Source organism: Glutamicibacter uratoxydans (genome assembly GCF_050753455.1).
Classification (GTDB): Bacteria; Actinomycetota; Actinomycetes; order Actinomycetales; family Micrococcaceae; genus Glutamicibacter; species Glutamicibacter uratoxydans_A.
This window is the reverse complement of sequence record NZ_CP192736.1, coordinates 1,905,775-1,925,499: the sequence shown is the minus strand read 5'-3', so window position 1 is coordinate 1,925,499 and position 19,725 is coordinate 1,905,775. Positions and strand designations below refer to the sequence as shown.

Here is a 19,725-nt window from a genome sequence, read left to right as displayed (position 1 = left end):
GGCGGTCACCGAATTCGGTGACCGCCCTAGCCGTTAATTGATGCTTCTGCGTGGGATCAAAGGAGCGTATGCTGACTGGCATCGGAATCTGTATACGGTGTGAGTGAAAGAAGTAAACTGATGCGCCCTGTTCGCTCGCGCGGTATGGCCAAGCACACGCGTTTGGCTGCAACTATAGGCATCCTGCTGATAGGGCTGGGCGCGTTGCTCGCACCGCTGGCGCTTACCAGTGTGTGGGCATCGCATCAGCTTCTGAATACCGAGACGTTCAGCGAGAAAATGGGTCCACTGTCCACCGAACCGGTGGTCAAAGAATTTGTTGCCGAGCAAGCCACCGATGGTCTGTTGGCGCAAATCGATGTTTCTGCCTGGCGTGAGGACAGCGGGACGGGCTTACCAGACTGGCTGCCCGGTCGCGTGAGTGACACTGTGGATGATGCGCTGGCAGCTTTGGAACGGCGGGTCAATCAAGGTGTTCAGGCGGCGATGAATCGGGCAGTCAACACCTCTGTCTTCGATTCACTCTGGGAACAGGGAATCCGCTCTAGCCATGGGCAACTGATGCAGAGTCTGGAGTCCACTTCCGCTGCGTCCAGCGGATCCTTCGCGCTGGATATCGGGGTCTTGGCCGAGCAGGTGAAGGCCGATCTGACCGGGCAAGAGGTGCCTTGGGCACGGTTTATCCCGCAGCTCGATCTTCAGGTGGTATTGCTGGAGTACGAATCCATGGATGTGCTGCGTAGCTGGTCGAATGGCATCCAAAATGCGGCGTTGTGGCTACCTTGGGTGAGCCTAGTGTTGCTGGTTTCCGGCGTAATCATCAACCGGAAACTTCTGGGTAAAGCCTTGAGCGTGCTGGGGCTGGTGTTTGGGCTGGGCTACGCGCTGGCCAACTGGGCGCAACGTTGGGTGGGGGACTGGGCTGAGGAGTCTGCGATTTCCAGCGAGTTCGTGGACTTAATGGTGACAGAACTCTCGGCATCACTGTTCCTGCAATTGCGGAGCTTAGCGATCGCGGCGGCTATCGTGGCCGTACTGTATTACCTGGTGTGCTGGTTCTGGGCTGATCAGCCAGATAAACTCGGGCAGGTACGGCTGCTGCTTGGAGTCGCCGGCGTGCTGTTGTTGGGCATACTCTTCCTGCTGACCGTACCAGCTCCGTGGTTAGTGTCGGTTCTGTTGGCAGTTGTCGCAGGGTCCAGCCTATTTCTGCTTGAAACCGTGATCTCGCGCGTAGCTCAGCACCGGGAGCCATTAGCTGCCTAAGCAACGTCCAGCGCGAACCTCTGGTTGGCATTGGCGGAACTGGTTAAACAAGTCATGCCGGGCTCCGCTGTCACTGACAGCAAAACCCGGCATGAGCTTTGAGCTAGCCCTAGGGGTTAGTCCTCTTCGGCGGGCGCTAATTCGACGTTGCTGACCATGAGTTCGGCATCGTTTTCGACTAAGGTCAGATCCCGAGCATTGCCCGCGGACTTCAAATCGGCGAAGCCCAAGCGTAGCTGCGCCAACTGAGTAGCCGGGGCGTGAATCTCACCGAAGAGCACCTCGGTACGCTGCTTAACCTTGGCATCACTCTTGGCCTTACGGATCCCGGACAAGGCCTGACCCACCACTGGCAACACCGCGGTGTCCGCACCTTCCAACGCCTGCGCCAGATGGTTGGCGGTTGGCCAGGAGCTTTGGTGTACCGAACCGGCACGCCACCATCCCCAGACCTCTTCGGTCGCGAAAGGAAGGAACGGCGCAAACAGGCGAAGGATTGAATCCAAAGTGGTGGCCAGTGCGGCCAACACGCTTGCCTGCTCGGTTGCTCCATGGCCGCCGTAGGCGCGGTCCTTGATCAATTCCACGTAGTCGTCGGTGAACGACCAGAAGAAGGACTCAGTGATATCTAGCGCGCGGGCGTAGTCATAAGAGTCGAAGGCTCGCTTGGCGTCATCGATCACCGCGGCTAGGCGCGCCAGCAATGAACGGTCTAGGCCGTTGCTGATCACCGAGGCGTCATCGGTGATGATGTTCGCTTCGGTGGCACCTAAGTTCAACACGAACTTGGAGGCGTTGAGGATCTTGATCGCTAGACGGCGGCCGATCTTCATCTGGTTGATCTCGTAGGCGGTATCCGCGCCCAACCGCGCGCTGGCAGCCCAGTAGCGGACCGCGTCGGAACCAAATTTCTCCAGCACCTCGGTCGGCACCACCACGTTGCCCTTGGACTTGGACATTTTCTTTCGGTCCGGGTCCAGGATCCAGCCGGAAATTGCTGCGTGCTTCCATGGGGCGTTTTTATGCAGCGCATCGGCACGCACGGCAGTGGAGAACAGCCAGGTGCGGATGATGTCATGGCCCTGTGGGCGCAAATCGAAGGGGTAAACCTTGGAGAAAAACTCCGTATCGGTGTTCCAGCGACCGGCGATCTGTGGGGTGAGCGAACTGGTCGCCCAGGTGTCGAGCACATCGGCATCACCGATGAATCCACCTGGCTGGTTACGCTGCTCTTCGGTGTATCCGTTTGGAACATCGGCGGCCGGGTCGACCGGCAGCTGCTCGACGCTGGGCAGTAGTGGCGCATCATAGTTCGGTTCGCCCTGCTCATTGAGCTGGTACCAGACCGGGATGGGCACGCCGAAGAAACGCTGACGCGATACCAACCAGTCGCCATTCAGTCCAGACACCCAGTTTTCGTAGCGTGAACGCATGAATGATGGGTGGAAGTCGATCTGCTCACCGCGGGCGATCATGCGCTCGCGGCGGTCCTCATCGCGGCCACCGTTACGGATGTACCACTGACGGGACGAAACGATTTCCAGCGGCTTATCGCCCTTTTCAAAGAAGTTCACCGGACGGGTGACCTTCTTCGGCTCTCCATCGAGCAGGTTCGCCTCGGTCAAGAGCTGAACCACAGTCTCCTTGGCGGAGAACACGGTCTTGCCAGCGATCTGGGCGTAGGCGGCAATGCCGGCTTCACTGCTAATCCACGCGGGGGTCTCGGCCAGAATACGGCCGTCACGTCCCACAATCGCGCGGGTTGGTAACTGCAGTTCGCGCCACCAGGTCACGTCCGTCAAGTCGCCGAAGGTACACACCATGGCGATACCCGACCCCTTGTCGGCCTGAGCTAAGGCATGTGGGCGAACTTCCACCTCAACACCGAAAATCGGGGAGGTGACCGTCTTGCCGAACAGGTGCTGGTAACGTTCGTCATCCGGGTGGGCGACCAGAGCCGCGCAGGCTGCCAGCAATTCTGGGCGGGTGGTCTCAATGAAGATCTGCTCACCCTCGGCCGTGGTGAAGGGGTAGCGGTAGTAAGCGCCAGCGACCTCGCGGTCCTCCAGCTCGGCTTGTGCCACCGCGGTACGGAAGGTGACATCCCACAGCGTTGGGGCCTCGGCCATGTAGGCATCACCGGCAGCCAAATTTTCCAGGAAGGCACGCTGCGAGACTGCACGCGAATTATCGTCAATGGTGCGGTAGGTCATCCGCCAGTCCACGGATAGGCCCAGGGTGGTGAAGAGCTGTTCGAAAACCTTCTCGTCCTCGACGGCTAGCTCTTCACACAGTTCAATGAAGTTCTTGCGGCTCACCACATCCCAGTCACGCTGGTTCTTGGCCGGGGTTGCTGGTGGACGGTAACCCTCGATGTAGGGTTTGGTTGGATCGCAGCGCACACCGTAGTAGTTCTGTACGCGGCGTTCGGTGGGTAGACCGTTGTCATCCCAGCCCAACGGGTAGAACACATTCTTCCCGCTCATGCGCTGGTAACGGGCCAAGACATCGGTCTGCGTGTAGGAGAACATGTGTCCTACGTGCAGCGAACCGGATGCAGTGGGTGGGGGAGTGTCGATCGAATACACCGCCTCGCGGGTGGTGTTCTCGTCGAAGTGATAGGTGCCCTCGGTGCGCCACCGGGACGAAAGACGTTCCTCAAGGCCTTCCAAAGCGGGCTTGTCGGGAACGGAAACCGTGATGGGCGTGTCTGTGCCCAAGTTTTCTTTTGCCATGTAGCTCATTGTTTCATGTTTCCGCGCAGGGCTTCGCATTAGCGCCCATGGCTTGAGACACCTTCGCAATTCTGCCCTGAAAACACTCTTGACCTGCTATCTCGATATAGGTAGATTTAGCGCTATGGAGCAACTCTCACGGATCACCCCTGCCACTGCGGACGTGTTGGAAGTCCTTAGAAATTCGGCCGAGGCCACTTGGGGTTTGCATATCATCAAAGAAACTGGCCGTCCGCCTGGAAGTGTGTACCCGATTTTGGAACGGCTGGAGCGCTTAGATTGGGTGACTTCCAGCTGGGAATCGGACAGTGAGCGGGCCGGACCCCGGCGCCGACTGTATGAATTGACTTCCGAGGGGGCCGTGGCGGCACCGGCCGTCATCAGTCGTGCTCGCACCAAAAAATCGACTGCGTCCAAACCGCGCGTGGCAGGTGCTGGGGCATGAAAATCTGGTTTATCCTGCTGCGCGGCATTAGTTGGCTACTGCCTGAAGTGCAACGCGCACGCTACCTTGAAGAGTGGCAGACTGACCTTGGTGGAGCGGCGGAGATCGGGATCCCTGAACACCAAGTGGTCACCGGCGCGCTACGAAGCAGCTGGCAGATTCGCCGGCAACGCCACCCCATGCTGGAGCTCGCACCCGACGCTCAGGCATACCTTTATGCTCGGTGGGCGGTCGCGTTCATCGGTTCCGGTGGTGTCTTGGTTTTGGGAGCCTTAGTCACCGGCGGGTATCTGGTGTCTAATGACGCGACGCCGATCGTTCGAGGGGTTCTGACAACCGCCGGATGGGTGGTACCGGCGATCTCTCTGATTCTGTTGCTGTTGGGGTACCGTAAGCTCACCCAGGCATTGCAAGCTTTGGTGTCGACCCAAAAACGTTCGTTCATCAGCTTAGCCATGATCTTGATACTGCTTCTCGTGGTGTACCTCGTCTTGTCTTCCAATGCCGGAGCAGGAATGTTGCTCTTTCTAGCTGCTTTGATCACCGGGCTGATCCTCATGAATAATGCTCGTTTCGTTGCCCGTGAACGGCGGATGCTCAAACCCGGCATCCGCCGGATCATCACGTGGCCAGCAGCTATGACACTGCTACTTTTCATCGTGTTGGGGATCGCACAGATTATGTGGTGGAACCCGCAGGCGAAACTGCCCGGATGGGAACTCGGGAAGGTCTATGCGCAGATGCGTGAAGCGGGTGCGGGGACCGGGTGGCAAATGGTGGCAATTTGGGCCACCGGGTGGCTGGCCATCATCGTAGGTTTCGCCACCGCCTGCTACCGTGGACAGCCGAAATTTCTTGCTGAATTGCGCGGGTTTATGGCTAGTTGGTTCTTACTGGCTGCGCTGATGGGTGGCGGATATTTTGTGGCTAGTTTCCCTCTGGGCATGTCCTTGGCCGACACCTTCGGCCTGAGCGGAGCAGATGCCGGATCGGCGGGGCCCTTCATTTTCCTGCTGGCTGACCTCTGCCTAGCTGCAGCGATTTACCTCGGAGCCAATCCCGGACGCTGGCAGTTACCGGAAACGGAACTGCTCGGTGACACGGCCTAGGAACTACTGCAATGGGCAAGAGGTGTTTTAACCTTGAACCATGAATTCCTCTCAACACGAACACTCGGATACACGTTGCGCGGTGGTCACCGGCGCTTCGAGCGGCATCGGTGAAGCCACCGTTCGGGCTCTTCGAACGCAAGGCTGGACGGTGTATGCGGTGGCCAGGCGTGCCGAACGGTTGGAACAACTCGCCGAACAGACCGGCGCGATTGCCTTGGCGGCAGACGTAAGCAACCAAGAGCATGTCGATGCCCTGCGGGACAAGGTGCAAAACGTCGATACTTTGATCAACTGCGCTGGCGGAGCCCGCGGCGTCGATTACTTGGGCGAGGCCAAGGACGCTGACTGGGAGTTCATGTATCAGGTCAACGTGATGGGAACCATGCGGCTGACCCGTGCGCTCTTACCGCAACTACGACAAGTGCCCGGTACGGTCCTGAACGTCACGTCTACCGCTGCACTGGCCAGTTATGAAGGTGGCAGTGGTTACAACGCGGCCAAAGCGGCGCAACGAGCCATGACTAGTGCCTTGCGTTTAGAAGAAGTCGGTCATGGGTTGCGGGTGATCGAAGTTCTTCCCGGGCTCGTGGCTACCGAAGAATTCGCTCTGCGTCGCCTAGGTAGCGCCGATGCCGCGGAACAAGTGTATGCCGGGGTAAGCCAGCCGCTCACAGCCGAGGATGTGGCCGAAGTGATCCGGTATGCGGTGAGCCTGCCCCACCATATTAATCTCGACGAAATCGTCATGCGTCCGCAGGCGCAAGCGGCCAACCATAAGCTTATTCGGGAGTAAAACGCGCTGCTGGCGTAGTGTCCGAATAAGAATATGGTGATTTTCGCTAATTAGGCGAGCTTTCTCACAGACGAGGTGCCGAATAATCGGTACCCTAGAAGTTGATCGTAGTGCACGCCTGTAAGGGCTTCAGTAACGTAATCGGCTCGAACCTAGGGTCGGCACGGTTGGTACTAGGGGAGTTAGTGCTGTTGCGCGGACGCTCTGGTGCCGCTGACCGGTGTCACTTAGTGAAGTTGAGCCCTGCTCGTTGACTCAGAAAGTGGATGTTGTTTGATGACTGAAATTGCCATTCCAGAACACCTGACTAGCCGCCCATTGCGTGTGGCCATCGTGGGTGCGGGCCCGGCCGGCATCTACGCGGCAGATATGCTCGCCAAAAGCGAGACCGTCTCATCTGGTGCACTGGAACTGAAGATCGATCTCTTCGATGAGCTACCTACCCCCTTCGGGTTGATCCGCTATGGCGTTTCTCCAGACCACCCACGCATCAAGGGCATTATCACCGCCTTGCACAAGGTGCTGAACAATGAGTGGATCAACTTCTATGGCAACGTCGGATTGGGTCGCGACATCACCCTAGCTGAACTGCACGAGCGCTATGACGCGGTGATCATCGCAACCGGTGCACAGAAGGATGCCGACCTGAACATCCCAGGCGTGAACCTGGAAGGCTCCTTTGGTGGCGCCGACTTCGTCTCTTGGTACGACGCCCACCCGGACGCCGAGACCCACTGGGACCTCAGCGCCCGCGAAGTAGCCGTGATCGGTAACGGCAACGTAGCCCTGGACGTTGCCCGTATCCTCTCCAAGCACGCGGACCAGCTGCTGGAAACTGAGATTCCGGAGCACATCTACACTTTGCTGAATGACTCCGCCGTGACCGATGTGCACGTCTTCGGTCGCCGCGGACCTGCTCAGGTGAAGTTCACCCCCTTGGAACTGCGCGAACTCTCGCACTCCAAGGATGTCGACATTGTGCTCTACCCCGAAGACTTCGAATTTGATGAAGCCTCCGATCAGGCGATTAAGAGCAACAACCAGACCAAAACCATGGTATCCACGCTGACCAACTGGCTGATTGAGCAGGAAGAGCGTGAGGAGGCACCAAGTGCCTCACGTCGCCTGCACCTACATTTCTTGCAGTCGCCCGTGGAAATTGAGGGTGCGGACGGTAAGGTCGTCGGCCTGAAGATGGAACGCAACGAGTTGGACGGAACCGGCAATGTTCGCGGCACCGGTGAGTTTGTCAGCTACCCGGTCCAAGCCGTGTACCGCGCGGTGGGTTACTTCGGTTCGGCCGTTGACGGCATCGACTACGACGGGGCCAAGGGTGTGCTGCCAAACGTTGCTGGTCGGGTGCTCAACGCCCAAGGCGAACAGGTTCCTAGCCTGTACGCAACCGGCTGGATTAAGCGTGGCCCGGTTGGCCTGATTGGTCACACCAAGGGTGACGCACTGGAAACCATCAACAACCTACTTGCCGATCTGGAATCCCTGCCACAGCCAACAAACGATCAACCGATCGCTGAATTGCTGACCGAACGCGGTATCGACTTCGCCGACTGGGAAGGTTGGCTGGAACTAGACACCCAAGAAAAGACGTTGGGTTCGGATGCTGGAACCGTGGAAACCCGCTTCGGCGAGGTGACTCGTGACCGCATCAAGATCGTCTCGCGCGATGACATGCTGGAGCATGCCCGGGCAAAAAAATTGGCTGAGAGCCTGTAAGACCTACCCCAGGCTCTATCGTTGGCGGTTAATCTCCTTTATCGAGATTGACCGCCAACGTGCGTTAAACGCTACTGACGAGGAAAACAACCGTGGTCAGCACAGTTATTGTCGCCTAGACTCGAAATCTCAGGCACTGGAGCGTTTTATTGACCAAGGTGCACCGAAACTGGTTAAAGGGGTGCGGTGAAAAATCCGTTTCTCACAAACTTGCGGTATTTAGCGGATGGGACCCGGCTCTATGGGCGGGAGCAACCAGGCCAAACATTGGGTCTGTTTGTCTTAAGCCTGTATTTGCCGATGCTACTGCCGCTTGCTTCAAGTGGGGTGTGGACCGAACTAGATAACTGGTTAGCCCATGTGTGGGTTCCCAGCCCCGGGTTAGTGCTAGCTGTCTATGGGGTCTTGGTGGCGATCGTTATTGCGCTGGCACTGGCCGCCCCACCACCGCATCGTTTGGCATACCGGGCCCCTTACCCGGTGGAGCGGCCGATGAAGGCCCGGCTGATATCCAATATCCGGCTATTTATCATCACCATGTTGGGGCTGAACTCGGTCGGGGTTATCTTCACCGAAGGCATGGAACGTTTCGAACATCTGGTGTGTTTGGCCCTGGGTGCTCTCCTGCTGCAACTGGGGCACTTAGATGAGGTCAACGCGGTCCAAGTTGAACCGGTGCTGGAGCAGCTGGGGGATGACCCACTGGAGCGTTATGACCGCTGGTATGCCAGCCGATGGGGTGTTCGGCCTCAAGCTGAAGCTAATATTGCACGCCCGCAGATTCTGCGTTGGCACTTCTCGGCACTGGCGCTGATCAGCTTGCTCCACGTCACGGCTTTGCTGGGCTACATTCTGCTGGTGCATGGTGCCAGCGGGGTGGTGCAACACCTGCCGATCGTCCTGTTTCTCTGCCTCACCTCGGGATACGTCAGCGTCCGGGTGGTTGAAGCCAAAATGCACGCGAATATGCTTTACCGCCACAACTACGGTTCACGCTTCGAATCGAGGTTCTCTCACCCGGAGACCTTCGTGGCCTACCTGCTGATCCTCACCAAGCTGGCCACCACGGCAGCGATGGCGGTGCTGCCACTGATGTGGTTGAACCCGACTAATTCGTTGTACTCCGTGGCCTACCTCGGTTGGTTGCTGGTGGAGTTGCTCTGCTTAGGCGGGGTATTAGTGGCCTTAATGGCACGCTGGGGCGGACGCAAAACAGCCCCGATTCAACCGCTCACTGGCTACGATCGGGACTATATGCTCTACCTGCGCCGCAAACACGCGGCGAAGCAGCGCGCGAGTATTCGTGGCGCGGTGAAGTATGCCGCGCAGCATCACACCGCCTAGCGAGAAGAGCCCACGCCGGGGGACTAACCCCTGCCCAACTAGGATAAAGCGGGATACACTGGCGCTATGGGCAATGAGAATAGCAAGCAGAAGAAGGAAGCCAACCTCGCAGCCGATCTGGAACAGGTATGGCAAGAAGAGTCGCCGCAGACGGCCGCTGAAACCAAATTCGCTGATGAAGTGGACGGCGAATTGGGCACACGCAAAAAGGGCTCGAAGTCCGTATAACGGAGGACTCTGCTTTCTTCGGGAAGCGGGTCACCGCGTGCCGAAGCAATGTTTTCAACAGTTGGCGATCCACGGCGCGGTGAAGATCACACCCGAGGGCCAGCCACCGGAGGGGCTCAGGAATTTTTTCATTGCCAGCAAGGCGTTAGACTTGGATCTAACTGACATTGATCCGGCCATCACCGGGGAGTCCTTGGAAGAACGGCCACCTCTGGCTCAGTAGAACCAAGCGGGACCAGCCCGTCACAGCTGATGAGAAGAGATTCCCCACCCGCTGGTGGGGGATAAACGGGGTGGTACCGCGGCTTATGCCGTCCTCGTAGGCAAGGATTTATCGACCCTACGCTTGAAGGACGGCCCATTCGATGAGCTTCTACCCGAAGGTCACCACCGACCCCACCGGTTCAACCCCGGCCTCGCCGCGCTTCCCAGACCTGGAAAAGCGGGTACTGGAATACTGGAAGAACGACAATACCTTCCAGGCCTCCATTGACCAGCGTGAAGGTGACGAGTTCGTCTTCTACGACGGCCCTCCTTTCGCTAACGGATTGCCGCACTATGGCCACCTGCTCACCGGGTACGTCAAGGACCTTGTAGCCCGTTACCAGACTCAGCGTGGCAAGCGTGTCGAGCGTCGTTTCGGTTGGGACACACACGGTCTACCTGCCGAGCTCGAAGCGATGAAGCAGCTGGGCATGACCGACAAGCAGCAAATCGAAGCCATGGGTATCGACAAGTTCAACGACGCCTGCCGCAGTTCGGTGATGAAATATGCCGATGAGTGGAAGGAATATGTCAACCGACAGGCCCGCTGGGTCGACTTCGAAAATGACTACAAGACCCTGAACGTGGAGTTCATGGAGTCGGTGATCTGGGCTTTCAAACAGCTCTCGGACAAGGGGCTGACCTACAAGGGTTTCCGCGTGCTGCCCTACTGTTGGAAAGACGAAACTCCACTGTCCAACCACGAGCTGCGGATGGATGACGATGTTTACAAGAACCGTCAGGACCAGACCGTTACCGTAGGCTTCAGCATTCTTGCCGGTGAAACCGAAGTTTCCCGGGCGTTGGCCGGGGTTCAGGCCCTGGCCTGGACCACGACCCCGTGGACCCTGCCGACTAACCTCGCCCTGGCCGTGCACCCCGAGGTCGAATACATTGTGGTCCCAGCTGGCGAAGCCGGAGTGAAGGCCTCTGCCGTCACCGGCCCATTCCTGCTGGCCCGCGACCTGCTGGGTTCCTACGCCAAGGACCTGGGGTACAAGGACGCCAAGGAAGCTGCTGCCGCGATCACCGCCAGCTACACCGGCGCGAACCTATCCGGCGTGCGCTACGCCCCGCTATGGGACACCTACACCGACACCGAGAAATACGGCACCCAGAACGCCTGGCAGATTGTCACGGCCGACTACGTTACCACCGCCGACGGTACCGGTATCGTGCACCAAGCCCCGGCCTACGGTGAAGATGACCAGAAGGTCTGTGAAGAGCATGGCATCCCGGTAATCCTCTCGGTAGATGAAGGTGCCAAGTTCCTGCCCGTGTTCGCTGGCGGAGCACTCAACGACATCGCAGGTGTGCAGGTCTTTGATGCGAACAAGACCATCACCAATGTGCTCAAGGACGAAGCCAAGCTGGTTAAGCAGGCCTCCTACGAGCACTCCTACCCACACTGCTGGCGCTGCCGCACCCCACTGATCTACCGGGCAATCTCCTCCTGGTACGTGGAAGTCACCAAGTTCAAGGACCGCATGGTCGAGCTGAACGAGCAAATCAACTGGATCCCGGGCAACGTCAAGCACGGCCAGTTCGGCAAGTGGCTGGAAAATGCCCGAGACTGGTCGATCTCCCGCAACCGTTACTGGGGCTCACCGATCCCGGTCTGGGAATGCGACGGGGCCGAATGCAACCACCGTGAAGTCTTCGGCTCGCTGGAAGAAATCAAGAACTTCTTCGGCCGCCTGCCACTGAACCACGAAGGCCAACCGGACCTGCACCGCCCATTCATTGACGAGCTCACCAAAGCCCACGAGGGCTGCGCCGAGGGCGGTACCCTCACACGTGTGGAAGATGTGCTCGATGTCTGGTTTGACTCCGGCTCGATGCCTTATGCGCAGGTACACTACCCCTTCAATAACCAAGAGTGGTTCGACTCGGGTCACCACCCAGCGGACTTCATTGTGGAGTACATTGGCCAGACCCGCGGCTGGTTCTACACCATGCACGTGCTGTCCACCGCGCTGTTTGACCGCCCGGCCTACACCAATGTCATCTCTCACGGCATCGTGCTTGGCTCGGACGGGCAGAAGATGTCTAAGTCGCTGCGCAACTACCCGGACGTCACCGAGGTGTTGGACCGTGACGGCTCCGACGCGATGCGCTGGTTCCTGATGGCCAGTCCAATCCTGCGCGGCGGCAACTTGGTTGTTACCGAGCAGGGTATCCGTGATGGAGTACGTCAAGTATTGCTGCCACTGTGGAATGTCTGGCACTTCTTCAACCTCTACACGAATTCCGCCAACAACGGGGCCGGATACGAGGCGAAGTTCTCCACCAGTTCCACCGACCCGCTGGATCAGTACATGCTGGCCGCCACCGGACAGCTGGTCCGTGAGGTGACCGAAGCACTGGATTCCTACGAGGTCTCCGACGCCACCGAGGCAGTGCGCCATTACATGGACACGCTGACCAACTGGTACGTGCGTCGCTCCCGCCAGCGGTTCTTCGACGAGGACACCCAGGCCTTCGACACCCTGTACACCGCACTGGAAACTCTGGTGAAGGTTGCCGCCTCATTGCTGCCACTGGCCACCGAGGAAATCTACCGCGGATTGACCGGGGCACGCTCGGTGCATTTGGCGAACTGGCCCGAGGCAAGTCAGTTCCCAACCGACACCCAGATGCTGGACACCATGGAGATCACCCGCAAGATCTGTTCGGTGGGCTCCTCGCTGCGCAAGGCCAAGAACCTGCGTGTGCGCCTGCCGCTGAGTGAACTGAAGGTAGTGCTCAGCGACGCCGCACGACTGCAGGGCACCTTCGCGTCGATCATCAAGGATGAGCTGAACTTGAAGACCGTGAGCCTGATCGACTCCGCAGGCGTGGATTCGGCAAGCTACGGCATCAGCCAGCAGCTGGTGGTCAATGCCCGCGCGGCCGGCCCACGACTGGGCAAGAACGTGCAACAGGCGATCAAGGGCGCCAAGTCCGGGGACTGGTCGGTCACCGACGGCGTGGTGACCGCCGGTGGTCTGGAACTAGTAGAGGGCGAATACACCTTAGACACGGTGGTGGATGCCGAAGCCGAGATCGCCGCCGCAGTCATCGAGGGCGGCTTCTTGGTGCTGGATACCGAGGTCACCGAGGAACTAGCGGCCGAGGGCATCGCTCGCGACATGGTTCGTTCGGTGCAAGCCGCTCGTAAGGACGCGGACCTGCAGGTCTCGGATCGCATCCACACTACGGTCAAGGCCAATGATGTGATCATTGCGGCCCTGGAAGCTAACCGTGAACTGCTGATGGGTGAGACCTTGACCAATGCCCTAGACCTGGTGATTGATAATGCGATCACCGACCCCGAGATCAAGGTGGAGACCAACGCGTGAGCGAATTGCAACGTGTCTACGCCGAGCTTTTAGCTCGCGCGCCAGAAAACAAGATTGAACCCCGCATGGAACCGATGTTTCGGGCCATGGAAATCTTGGGTGAGCCGAATAAGGCCTGCCCGGTTATCCACCTCACCGGAACCAACGGCAAAACTTCCACGGCGCGGATGATCGAGTCGCTGCTGCGTGCCCACGACCTGCGCACCGGCCGCTACTCTTCACCACACCTGATTTCGGTGACCGAACGGATCAGCATCGACGGTGAACCCGTGGATGATGAGACTTTCGTGCGGATCTGGGATGAGATTTCGCCCTACCTCGATCTTGTGGACGCTGAACTGGCCGAACGCGGCGAGAACCGGCTAACCTACTTTGAAGCTGTGACCATCTTGGGTTTCGCGATTTTCGCTGACGCCCCGGTGGATGTGCTGATCCTCGAGGTCGGCTTGGGCGGCATCACCGATGCCACCAACGTGGCCGATGCCGCGGTCTCGGTGATCACTCCGATCTCACTGGATCACACCGACCTGCTAGGCGACACCCCCGGACTGATTGCCGAAGAGAAGGTCGGCATCCTCAAACCCGGCGGGTATCTGATTTCCGCGGTACAACCGGTGGATGCGGCCGACGTCTTGTTGGCCCGTGCCAGAGAATTGGAAGTACCCTACGGCTTTGAAACCCTCGACTTCAAACTCTTGGAGCGTAAGGTGGCAGTCGGCGGACAGCTGCTGGAAATTGAAGGTCAAGCCGCACGTTATGACGAGATCTTCCTTCCGCTCTATGGTGCCCACCAGGCACAGAACGCCACCTTGGCCTTGGCCGCCGTGGAAGCATTCCTCGGTGGTGGTGAACGCGAACTGAACGTGGAGCTCGTGCGTCAGGGCTTTGCCGACGCGACAAGCCCAGGACGCCTGGAAATGGTGCGCAGCGCCCCCACCGTGCTGGTTGACGCCGGACACAACCCCGACGGGATCCGTGTCACCGCCCAAGCGGTCAAGGAATCTTTCGGATTCAGCCGCTTGGTGCTCATGGTGGGAATCCTGCAGGAAAAGGATGCGGCAGGCATGCTCTACCAGTTGCGTGAAGAGTACGGGGATCTGGTCGATGACCTGTGCCTCACCCAGTCCTCTTCACCGCGGGCGATTCCCGCAGGGGAACTGGCCACGCTAGCTGTGGAAGCCGGCTGGCCGGAAGCTGACCTGCATATCACCGAGGATTTGGAAGATGCCATCGAGTGGAGTGTGGGCCGCGCCGAAGCCGGCGACGACCTGGCCGGTGGTGTACTGGTGACCGGTTCGATTACCCTTGTTGGCGAGATCTCTCTGTTGTTGAAGGGACGTGAGTAGTACTCATGGCACGGTTAACCCGAGCCCAACGCGAATGGCGTCCGGGCATGACCAAGAAGCCACGGTCTTTGAAAATCACACTGGCTTCCTCGGTGCTGAGTTTAGAAGCGTTTGTCGCACTATTCTTCACGCTGAACGTTCTAGGACTTAAGCGCTCGGAAGTTTCCGAAGTGCTGATCCTTAGCGGCGGTGCGGTGCTGATGGCGCTGTGCATTATCACCTGCGCCTTCCTGCGGAAGCCAGCGGGCATCGTCATGGGCTGGATCATTCAGCTGCTATTCATCTTGTGTGGCTTCGTGGCCTGGGACATGTTCTATATAGGTGCCGCTTTTGCAGCTTGCTGGTGGTACGCGCTGCATAAGGGCGAACAGATGGATATCGAAAATAAACGCCGCGCAGCCGAACAAGCCGAATGGGAACGTAATAACCCACCGGTAGAATCCTAAGAGAAGAATTTCACTAGTCGAAGAGGTAATAAATGTCCGAACGTACTCTGATCCTCGTCAAGCCTGACGGTGTCAAGCGTGGTCTGACCGGTCAGATCCTGGCTCGTATCGAAGCCAAGGGTTACACCATCAGCAAGCTGGAGCAAATGGATGCCACCGGTGAGCTGCTGGCCCAGCACTACGCCGAACACGAAGGCAAACCATTCTACGAGCCACTGGTGGAGTTCATGCTTTCCGGCCCGGTAGTGGCCATTGTGGCCGAGGGCCACGGTGTGATCGCTGGCTTCCGTTCGCTGGCTGGCACGACCGACCCAACGACCGCAGCCCCGGGAACCATCCGCGGTGACTTCGGTCGCGACTGGGGTCTGAAGGTTCAGCAGAACCTCGTTCATGGTTCAGACTCGGTCGAATCAGCAGAACGCGAAATCGGCATCTGGTTCGGTAACTAAGCCAGGGTCAAAACGTCAAAAGCACCCGACATCATGGTGATGTCGGGTGCTTTTCTGATTGTGTGATTAGCTCAGGTGCACGTGGCCTGATCACTAAGAATCTTGGAGCTGGCCTAGAGCCAGCCGCCCAAGGTATTACCAGAATCCTTCACTGGCGGCAGTGTGTTGGCGGTATCGGCCCAGTCAGAGTCCCCGGCATTTGTGCCAGCGGTTTCGTTTACGAGTACATCTGAGCCGGCAGCCTGCTGCTGTGGAGCATTCTCATATTTAAAATTCAGCATGGGTAACCTTCCTTGTCCACGAACTCGATAGAATGCGTGGCTATACCTGATACCTGCTTCCGGTTGCCCCAAGTGCTCTCATTTCACCGGAACCTTGCCAGCATTTCACACTGGATAACGGTCCACATCCCCAAAGAGCACAAACTTCCGCAGAGTAATGCGCTTGACACATAATAACCCTAACCAGTTATCAAAAGGCAAGGCGCGGGTCGGCAGAAGTCACGTGTCGCAATTTGCGTGGTTTATCCGGTTCGTCTGTGCGATTGGTGCATTGGAGCAGTCTTTAGCCAAAGAAAAGCCACTATGCTGGGCCTGCTTGTCAGCGGAGCGCAGCATAGTGGCCGAGCCGAGAGTTAGTCTTTTCCTTGCGTCTTTTCTTCGGATTCGCCAAGCGCTTCGGCCGCTTCTTGGAGCTTCTCGGCTTGCTCTTCCTTTTCTTCGAGGCTCGCAATGGCCTGATCTTCCTTACGCAACTGTGCCATATGGTGGATTTGTTCTTTGGCTTGTTGCACCGCATGCGGGTTCTCGCGGTCGGTCCATACCTTGATAATTCCCCAGCCCACAGCGGTCAAAGGCACGGCGAGCACGGCTCCCACAATGCCGCCGAGCACGGTGCCGGCGGTCAGCGCCATCAAAATCACCAGTGCGTGCAGGTTCAGTGCTTGAGCCATCACCACCGGTTGGAGGAAGTTACCTTCGAGCTGGTTCACCAGAATCACCGCGGCTAACACGATCAAGGCGATGATTGGGCCGTTGGTCACTAGCGCCACCAAGGTCGCCAAAATACCGGCAACCGTGGCACCGACCATGGGGATGAATGAACCGAGGAAGACCACCACACCTAGCGGGATGGCCAAAGGCACCTGCAGGATCAGCAGGGTAGCGGTAATACCAACGGCATCCACGGCTGCCACAATCGAGGTTCCGCGGATGTAACCGCCGAAGGTGTGCAATGCTCGGTCACCTGAGGTGATCCACTTGTGACGGAAGTGCTGGGGGGTCCAAGAGATGAAGAAAGCCCAGATCCGGTCGCCGTCTTTCAAGAAGAAGAACAAGATCACCAGCAACAAGATCAATCCAGTCACAAAGCTGCCCGCGGCGGTGAGAGTATTGAGCGCTCCCGCACCAAATTGCGAACTGGTGATGAAGGAGGTGACTGTTTCCACGGCACTATCGATTTGCGCCTGATCGATGGTGAACGGCATGTCTCCGATGAAACGCTGGACAAGTTCGTTGAGCTGGTTAAAGCCCTCGACAGCCTGATTGACCAAGGTGGACCATTCATTGATCACCGAGAACACTAGGCCGGTACCAATCCCGCCGAGCACCAGTAACGAGCCGAGGAAAACGACCCACGCGGCGAGCATGGGTGACATGACCCGACGCAGCCGAACCACCAGCGGCCACAGTGCACAGGCCAGAATCAGTGCGATCAGGGTGGGGATCACGATCATCGTCAACCGCAGCATCCCCAGAATCAGGAAACTGGCGACGGTGCCGATAATGAGAATCTGCAGACAACGAATTCCGAGGCGGCCTGCCACGTCGGTCCAGAGGCCCTGCACGGTAAATTCGGGATGATCCGAAGATTTGGCCGCGGTGACGACGGGGGAGGGCGGATGCTGCGCAGCCCGCCGAGCCGTCGTGCCTTTGCGGAAGAAAGCCATGTTCGCTCCTACGTGAATGCTGACGAATACCTTAAACAATAGGCTAGTCAGCGGCACGCAGTTTGTGACACGTCCAAAGGATGGAATTAAATATCGCTACGACGAGCAGCTCTAAAAACAATCCAACATGCTATGTACGCCGCTTCGATAGTGAGCAGAGAATCAGGGACCGGTTCATTGGACCACCGCCCAGTGCGGCTGATAAGCAGCAATCTGCTTAGGAACTGGCTGTGGTCGAGCTGAAGTAATCATCGGCCAGTTGGCTCAGTAGAATCTTGTCGTGAAACTTCCCATTGTGGAAGCCTGCTTGGCGCATACGTCCTTCTTCGCGGAATCCGGCCTTGGCGAAGGTGCGCAGGGCTCGTTCGTTATATTCCCAGACGCCCAAACCGATCCGGTTCAGCCCCATTTCGCGGAATCCGAAGTCCACGATCATCTTGGTTGCTTCTGAACCGTACCCCTGACCCACATAAGAACCGCCGATCATGATCATCAGTTCCGCGCAGCGGGAGGACGCTTGGTAGTCATATAAGGCCGTGTGACCAACCAACGTGTCGTCTGGCAGGGTGATGCACAGCCCAATGCCGTCCTTCATGCCCTTGTTTTGACTCCACGTCCGAAAAATTTCTGCGGCCTCGGTGCGCGGATGCGGCAAGACGATATGTCCCTGCAAAGCCATAAATTCCGGGCTATTCCACCAACCTGCCAGCAGCGGCAGGTCTTCTTCCTGTAATTCGCGTAGCCGAATATTTTCGGAAACTAGCAAGTTAATGCCGTAGTCCTGAGCGGTTTCTGTATTCCAGTTCGTAGAGGCCATATCTTAAACCTAGTCCTTTTCTTCCGCAATATGGGTGATAGCTCACCTTCTGCGGTTGAAATTTCTTGTGCACACCCAGCTATTTGCCCCGAAGAACTCGCGGAAAATTCCTGGCGCACAGCGCTCCGACACACCGGTCTAGCTCAGCTGCTTGGCTCTGGTGTAGTTTCTGACCAGCAGCTGATCAAAGATAATCACCAGCAGGATCCCGAAGGTATAAGCAAGCAGGTCCCAGCTGGCGAAGCCGGTACCAAAAACCAGACGGAGCACCGGCAGCTGCGCAGCCCACATGGCAGGAAGCATTGTTAACTGCAAGAACTCCATCGCCCAGCACCAAGCTAACGCCAGCGTGCCAAGCCGCCAGGCGCTGGTTGCTGGGGCGAGAACCCCGAGTAACAAGTAGATCAACACCGCATACAGTGCCCCGCCAGCTACATCTGCAAAGAGCCCCAAGGGTAAGAAGCGCAGGAATAAACCAAGGGGGACCACCGCGAGTGCGGTGATCCCCAAGGTGAGTCGTCGTTTCACTGAACTAGCCGAAGAACGCATTCGGGAATCGTGCCATGATGCTCGCGGCGGTCACGAGGAGTAGCACGACGGTGATCACCCAGGACCACTCGGCGGCGAACTTCTTCAACCCGGCTCCGGCCGGCAAGACACCATGAATGATGTTGCGGGCGGTGGTGTGGACGAATAACGGGATGGTCATGGCCCAGACCACCATGCAGTACAGGCACAAGGCGTTGATGTCATATAACGCCTGAGACCAAAGCCAGATAATGAAACCCATGGCGAAGGTGATGCCCAGCTGGAAGCCAAGCCAGTACCACTTGGCGAACTTAGCCCCGGACAGCATGGCCATCCCCACGGTGATCACGATGGCAAAACCAACGATGCCGATAAATGGATTAGGGAAGCCGAAGAGGGCAGCTTGCCAAGACTTCATCACGGTGCCGCAGGAAACCCACGGGCTGAAATCACAGCTGGTGACGTAATCCGGGTTTTTGTATAGCTCAAGACGTTCCAGCACCAGAATCCCGGAAGCGATAAAAGCCACCAGTCCTGTCAGTGCGGCCAAGACACCGAATCCGCGGTTGCTACTCCACCAGGGCAACACGCCCGGAGTAGAGGATTTTTCGTGGGTAGAAATCATCTTCTGTCTAGTCCATATGTTCGTGGAATTGCACGGCAAAGCGCAGCTGTCCTGATCATCCTAAGAGGGTTTGCTGTGTGAAAGTTAGGAGCCATGAAACGTGTTGCGCATGAATATGAGAGAATATGAGTGGTTGTTCACGGATCCACAGTCTGTTTTCAACCCAACGAGAGACTTTGAACGACAGATCGACAGGCGATGTATCGCTCCGGTTGAGTGCCCTAAAGTGCGCCTCCCGGACGAAGACCGCGGATCGAAGGACTGTAAAGGAAAACAGTCGGTTTTAAAGCACCCCGTTGACCGTGCC

At 57.8% G+C, this 19,725-nt stretch carries 18 protein-coding genes; 12 read left to right on the top strand and 6 right to left on the bottom strand.

Features of this window, described 5'->3' with window-relative positions:
• Nucleotides 1-120 precede the first annotated feature (120 nt).
• Nucleotides 121-1,266, top strand: a complete 1,146-nt coding sequence (locus ACQQZ8_RS08795; RefSeq protein WP_431709466.1) for a hypothetical protein — start codon at nt 121-123, stop codon at nt 1,264-1,266.
• Nucleotides 1,267-1,382: 116 nt separating this feature from the next.
• On the opposite strand, the gene valS is transcribed toward ACQQZ8_RS08795, so the two are convergent.
• Nucleotides 1,383-4,001 carry a valine--tRNA ligase gene (valS, locus tag ACQQZ8_RS08790; RefSeq protein WP_431709465.1) on the bottom strand — a complete coding sequence of 873 codons (2,619 nt, stop codon included), beginning with the start codon at nt 3,999-4,001 and terminating at the stop codon, nt 1,383-1,385.
• A 124-nt stretch (nt 4,002-4,125) separates the two neighbouring features.
• On the opposite strand from valS, the gene ACQQZ8_RS08785 reads away from it, so the two are divergent.
• The 11 genes from ACQQZ8_RS08785 to ndk all read left to right on the top strand — a co-directional run bounded on the left by ACQQZ8_RS08785 (nt 4,126) and on the right by ndk (nt 15,500).
• Nucleotides 4,126-4,446, top strand: coding sequence for a PadR family transcriptional regulator (locus ACQQZ8_RS08785; protein WP_431709464.1), 321 nt, complete (start codon nt 4,126-4,128; stop codon nt 4,444-4,446).
• Nucleotides 4,443-5,555, top strand: coding sequence for a hypothetical protein (locus ACQQZ8_RS08780; RefSeq protein ID WP_431709463.1), 1,113 nt, complete (start codon nt 4,443-4,445; stop codon nt 5,553-5,555). Before ACQQZ8_RS08785 ends, ACQQZ8_RS08780 begins: the two co-directional genes overlap by 4 nt.
• Before the next feature lie 40 nt (nt 5,556-5,595).
• Nucleotides 5,596-6,351 carry an SDR family oxidoreductase gene (locus tag ACQQZ8_RS08775; RefSeq protein WP_431709462.1) on the top strand — a complete coding sequence of 252 codons (756 nt, stop codon included), beginning with the start codon at nt 5,596-5,598 and terminating at the stop codon, nt 6,349-6,351.
• A gap of 276 nt (nt 6,352-6,627) precedes the next feature.
• Nucleotides 6,628-8,082, top strand: coding sequence for an FAD-dependent oxidoreductase (locus ACQQZ8_RS08770; RefSeq protein WP_431709461.1), 1,455 nt, complete (start codon nt 6,628-6,630; stop codon nt 8,080-8,082).
• A gap of 300 nt (nt 8,083-8,382) precedes the next feature.
• Entirely contained in the window at nt 8,383-9,426 is a 1,044-nt protein-coding gene (locus ACQQZ8_RS08765; protein ID WP_431709460.1) for a hypothetical protein, read from the top strand.
• Nucleotides 9,427-9,492: 66 nt separating this feature from the next.
• A complete protein-coding gene (locus ACQQZ8_RS08760; protein WP_431709459.1) occupies nt 9,493-9,654 on the top strand; it encodes a hypothetical protein in 162 nt (53 codons plus the stop codon).
• 37 nt (nt 9,655-9,691) lie between these two features.
• Complete coding sequence (locus tag ACQQZ8_RS08755; RefSeq protein ID WP_431709458.1) at nt 9,692-9,877, top strand: hypothetical protein; 186 nt, start codon at nt 9,692-9,694, stop codon at nt 9,875-9,877.
• A gap of 142 nt (nt 9,878-10,019) precedes the next feature.
• Nucleotides 10,020-13,259: an isoleucine--tRNA ligase gene (gene ileS / locus ACQQZ8_RS08750; RefSeq protein WP_431709457.1), complete on the top strand. Its 3,240-nt coding sequence runs from the start codon at nt 10,020-10,022 to the stop codon at nt 13,257-13,259.
• Entirely contained in the window at nt 13,256-14,605 is a 1,350-nt protein-coding gene (locus ACQQZ8_RS08745; RefSeq protein ID WP_431709456.1) for a bifunctional folylpolyglutamate synthase/dihydrofolate synthase, read from the top strand. Before ileS ends, ACQQZ8_RS08745 begins: the two co-directional genes overlap by 4 nt.
• A gap of 5 nt (nt 14,606-14,610) precedes the next feature.
• Nucleotides 14,611-15,051, top strand: a complete 441-nt coding sequence (locus tag ACQQZ8_RS08740; protein WP_431709455.1) for a DUF4233 domain-containing protein — start codon at nt 14,611-14,613, stop codon at nt 15,049-15,051.
• A 32-nt stretch (nt 15,052-15,083) separates the two neighbouring features.
• Complete coding sequence (gene ndk, locus ACQQZ8_RS08735) at nt 15,084-15,500, top strand: nucleoside-diphosphate kinase (RefSeq protein WP_431709454.1); 417 nt, start codon at nt 15,084-15,086, stop codon at nt 15,498-15,500.
• Between the two features lie 113 nt (nt 15,501-15,613).
• Here the strand turns inward: ndk and ACQQZ8_RS08730 are convergent, their stop codons facing one another.
• From ACQQZ8_RS08730 to ACQQZ8_RS08710, 5 genes are all read right to left on the bottom strand, one after another.
• Entirely contained in the window at nt 15,614-15,781 is a 168-nt protein-coding gene (locus tag ACQQZ8_RS08730; protein WP_431709453.1) for a hypothetical protein, read from the bottom strand.
• Nucleotides 15,782-16,134: 353 nt separating this feature from the next.
• A complete protein-coding gene (locus ACQQZ8_RS08725) occupies nt 16,135-17,448 on the bottom strand; it encodes an AI-2E family transporter (RefSeq protein ID WP_431709452.1) in 1,314 nt (437 codons plus the stop codon).
• A 217-nt stretch (nt 17,449-17,665) separates the two neighbouring features.
• On the bottom strand, nt 17,666-18,265 hold the full coding sequence (locus ACQQZ8_RS08720; protein WP_431709451.1) for a GNAT family N-acetyltransferase: 600 nt from the start codon (nt 18,263-18,265) through the stop codon (nt 17,666-17,668).
• A 138-nt stretch (nt 18,266-18,403) separates the two neighbouring features.
• Nucleotides 18,404-18,793 (bottom strand): DUF2809 domain-containing protein, encoded by a 390-nt coding sequence (locus ACQQZ8_RS08715; RefSeq protein ID WP_431709450.1) that lies wholly within the window; start codon nt 18,791-18,793, stop codon nt 18,404-18,406.
• Between the two features lie 4 nt (nt 18,794-18,797).
• Nucleotides 18,798-19,418: a vitamin K epoxide reductase family protein gene (locus ACQQZ8_RS08710; protein ID WP_431709449.1), complete on the bottom strand. Its 621-nt coding sequence runs from the start codon at nt 19,416-19,418 to the stop codon at nt 18,798-18,800.
• Nucleotides 19,419-19,725: the final 307 nt, after the last annotated feature.

Excerpts from the sequence above, each read along its gene's own strand:
- ACQQZ8_RS08795 (WP_431709466.1), top strand. The coding sequence starts at position 121 with ATGCGCCCTGTTCGCTCGCGCGGTATGGCCAAGCACACGCGTTTGGCT.
- valS (WP_431709465.1), bottom strand. The coding sequence starts at position 4,001 with ATGGCAAAAGAAAACTTGGGCACAGACACGCCCATCACGGTTTCCGTT.
- ACQQZ8_RS08785 (WP_431709464.1), top strand. The coding sequence starts at position 4,126 with ATGGAGCAACTCTCACGGATCACCCCTGCCACTGCGGACGTGTTGGAA.
- ACQQZ8_RS08780 (WP_431709463.1), top strand. The coding sequence starts at position 4,443 with ATGAAAATCTGGTTTATCCTGCTGCGCGGCATTAGTTGGCTACTGCCT.
- ACQQZ8_RS08775 (WP_431709462.1), top strand. The coding sequence starts at position 5,596 with ATGAATTCCTCTCAACACGAACACTCGGATACACGTTGCGCGGTGGTC.
- ACQQZ8_RS08770 (WP_431709461.1), top strand. The coding sequence starts at position 6,628 with ATGACTGAAATTGCCATTCCAGAACACCTGACTAGCCGCCCATTGCGT.
- ACQQZ8_RS08765 (WP_431709460.1), top strand. The coding sequence starts at position 8,383 with ATGCTACTGCCGCTTGCTTCAAGTGGGGTGTGGACCGAACTAGATAAC.
- ACQQZ8_RS08760 (WP_431709459.1), top strand. The coding sequence starts at position 9,493 with ATGGGCAATGAGAATAGCAAGCAGAAGAAGGAAGCCAACCTCGCAGCC.
- ileS (WP_431709457.1), top strand. The coding sequence starts at position 10,020 with ATGAGCTTCTACCCGAAGGTCACCACCGACCCCACCGGTTCAACCCCG.
- ACQQZ8_RS08740 (WP_431709455.1), top strand. The coding sequence starts at position 14,611 with ATGGCACGGTTAACCCGAGCCCAACGCGAATGGCGTCCGGGCATGACC.
- ndk (WP_431709454.1), top strand. The coding sequence starts at position 15,084 with ATGTCCGAACGTACTCTGATCCTCGTCAAGCCTGACGGTGTCAAGCGT.
- ACQQZ8_RS08730 (WP_431709453.1), bottom strand. The coding sequence starts at position 15,781 with ATGCTGAATTTTAAATATGAGAATGCTCCACAGCAGCAGGCTGCCGGC.
- ACQQZ8_RS08725 (WP_431709452.1), bottom strand. The coding sequence starts at position 17,448 with ATGGCTTTCTTCCGCAAAGGCACGACGGCTCGGCGGGCTGCGCAGCAT.
- ACQQZ8_RS08720 (WP_431709451.1), bottom strand. The coding sequence starts at position 18,265 with ATGGCCTCTACGAACTGGAATACAGAAACCGCTCAGGACTACGGCATT.
- ACQQZ8_RS08710 (WP_431709449.1), bottom strand. The coding sequence starts at position 19,418 with ATGATTTCTACCCACGAAAAATCCTCTACTCCGGGCGTGTTGCCCTGG.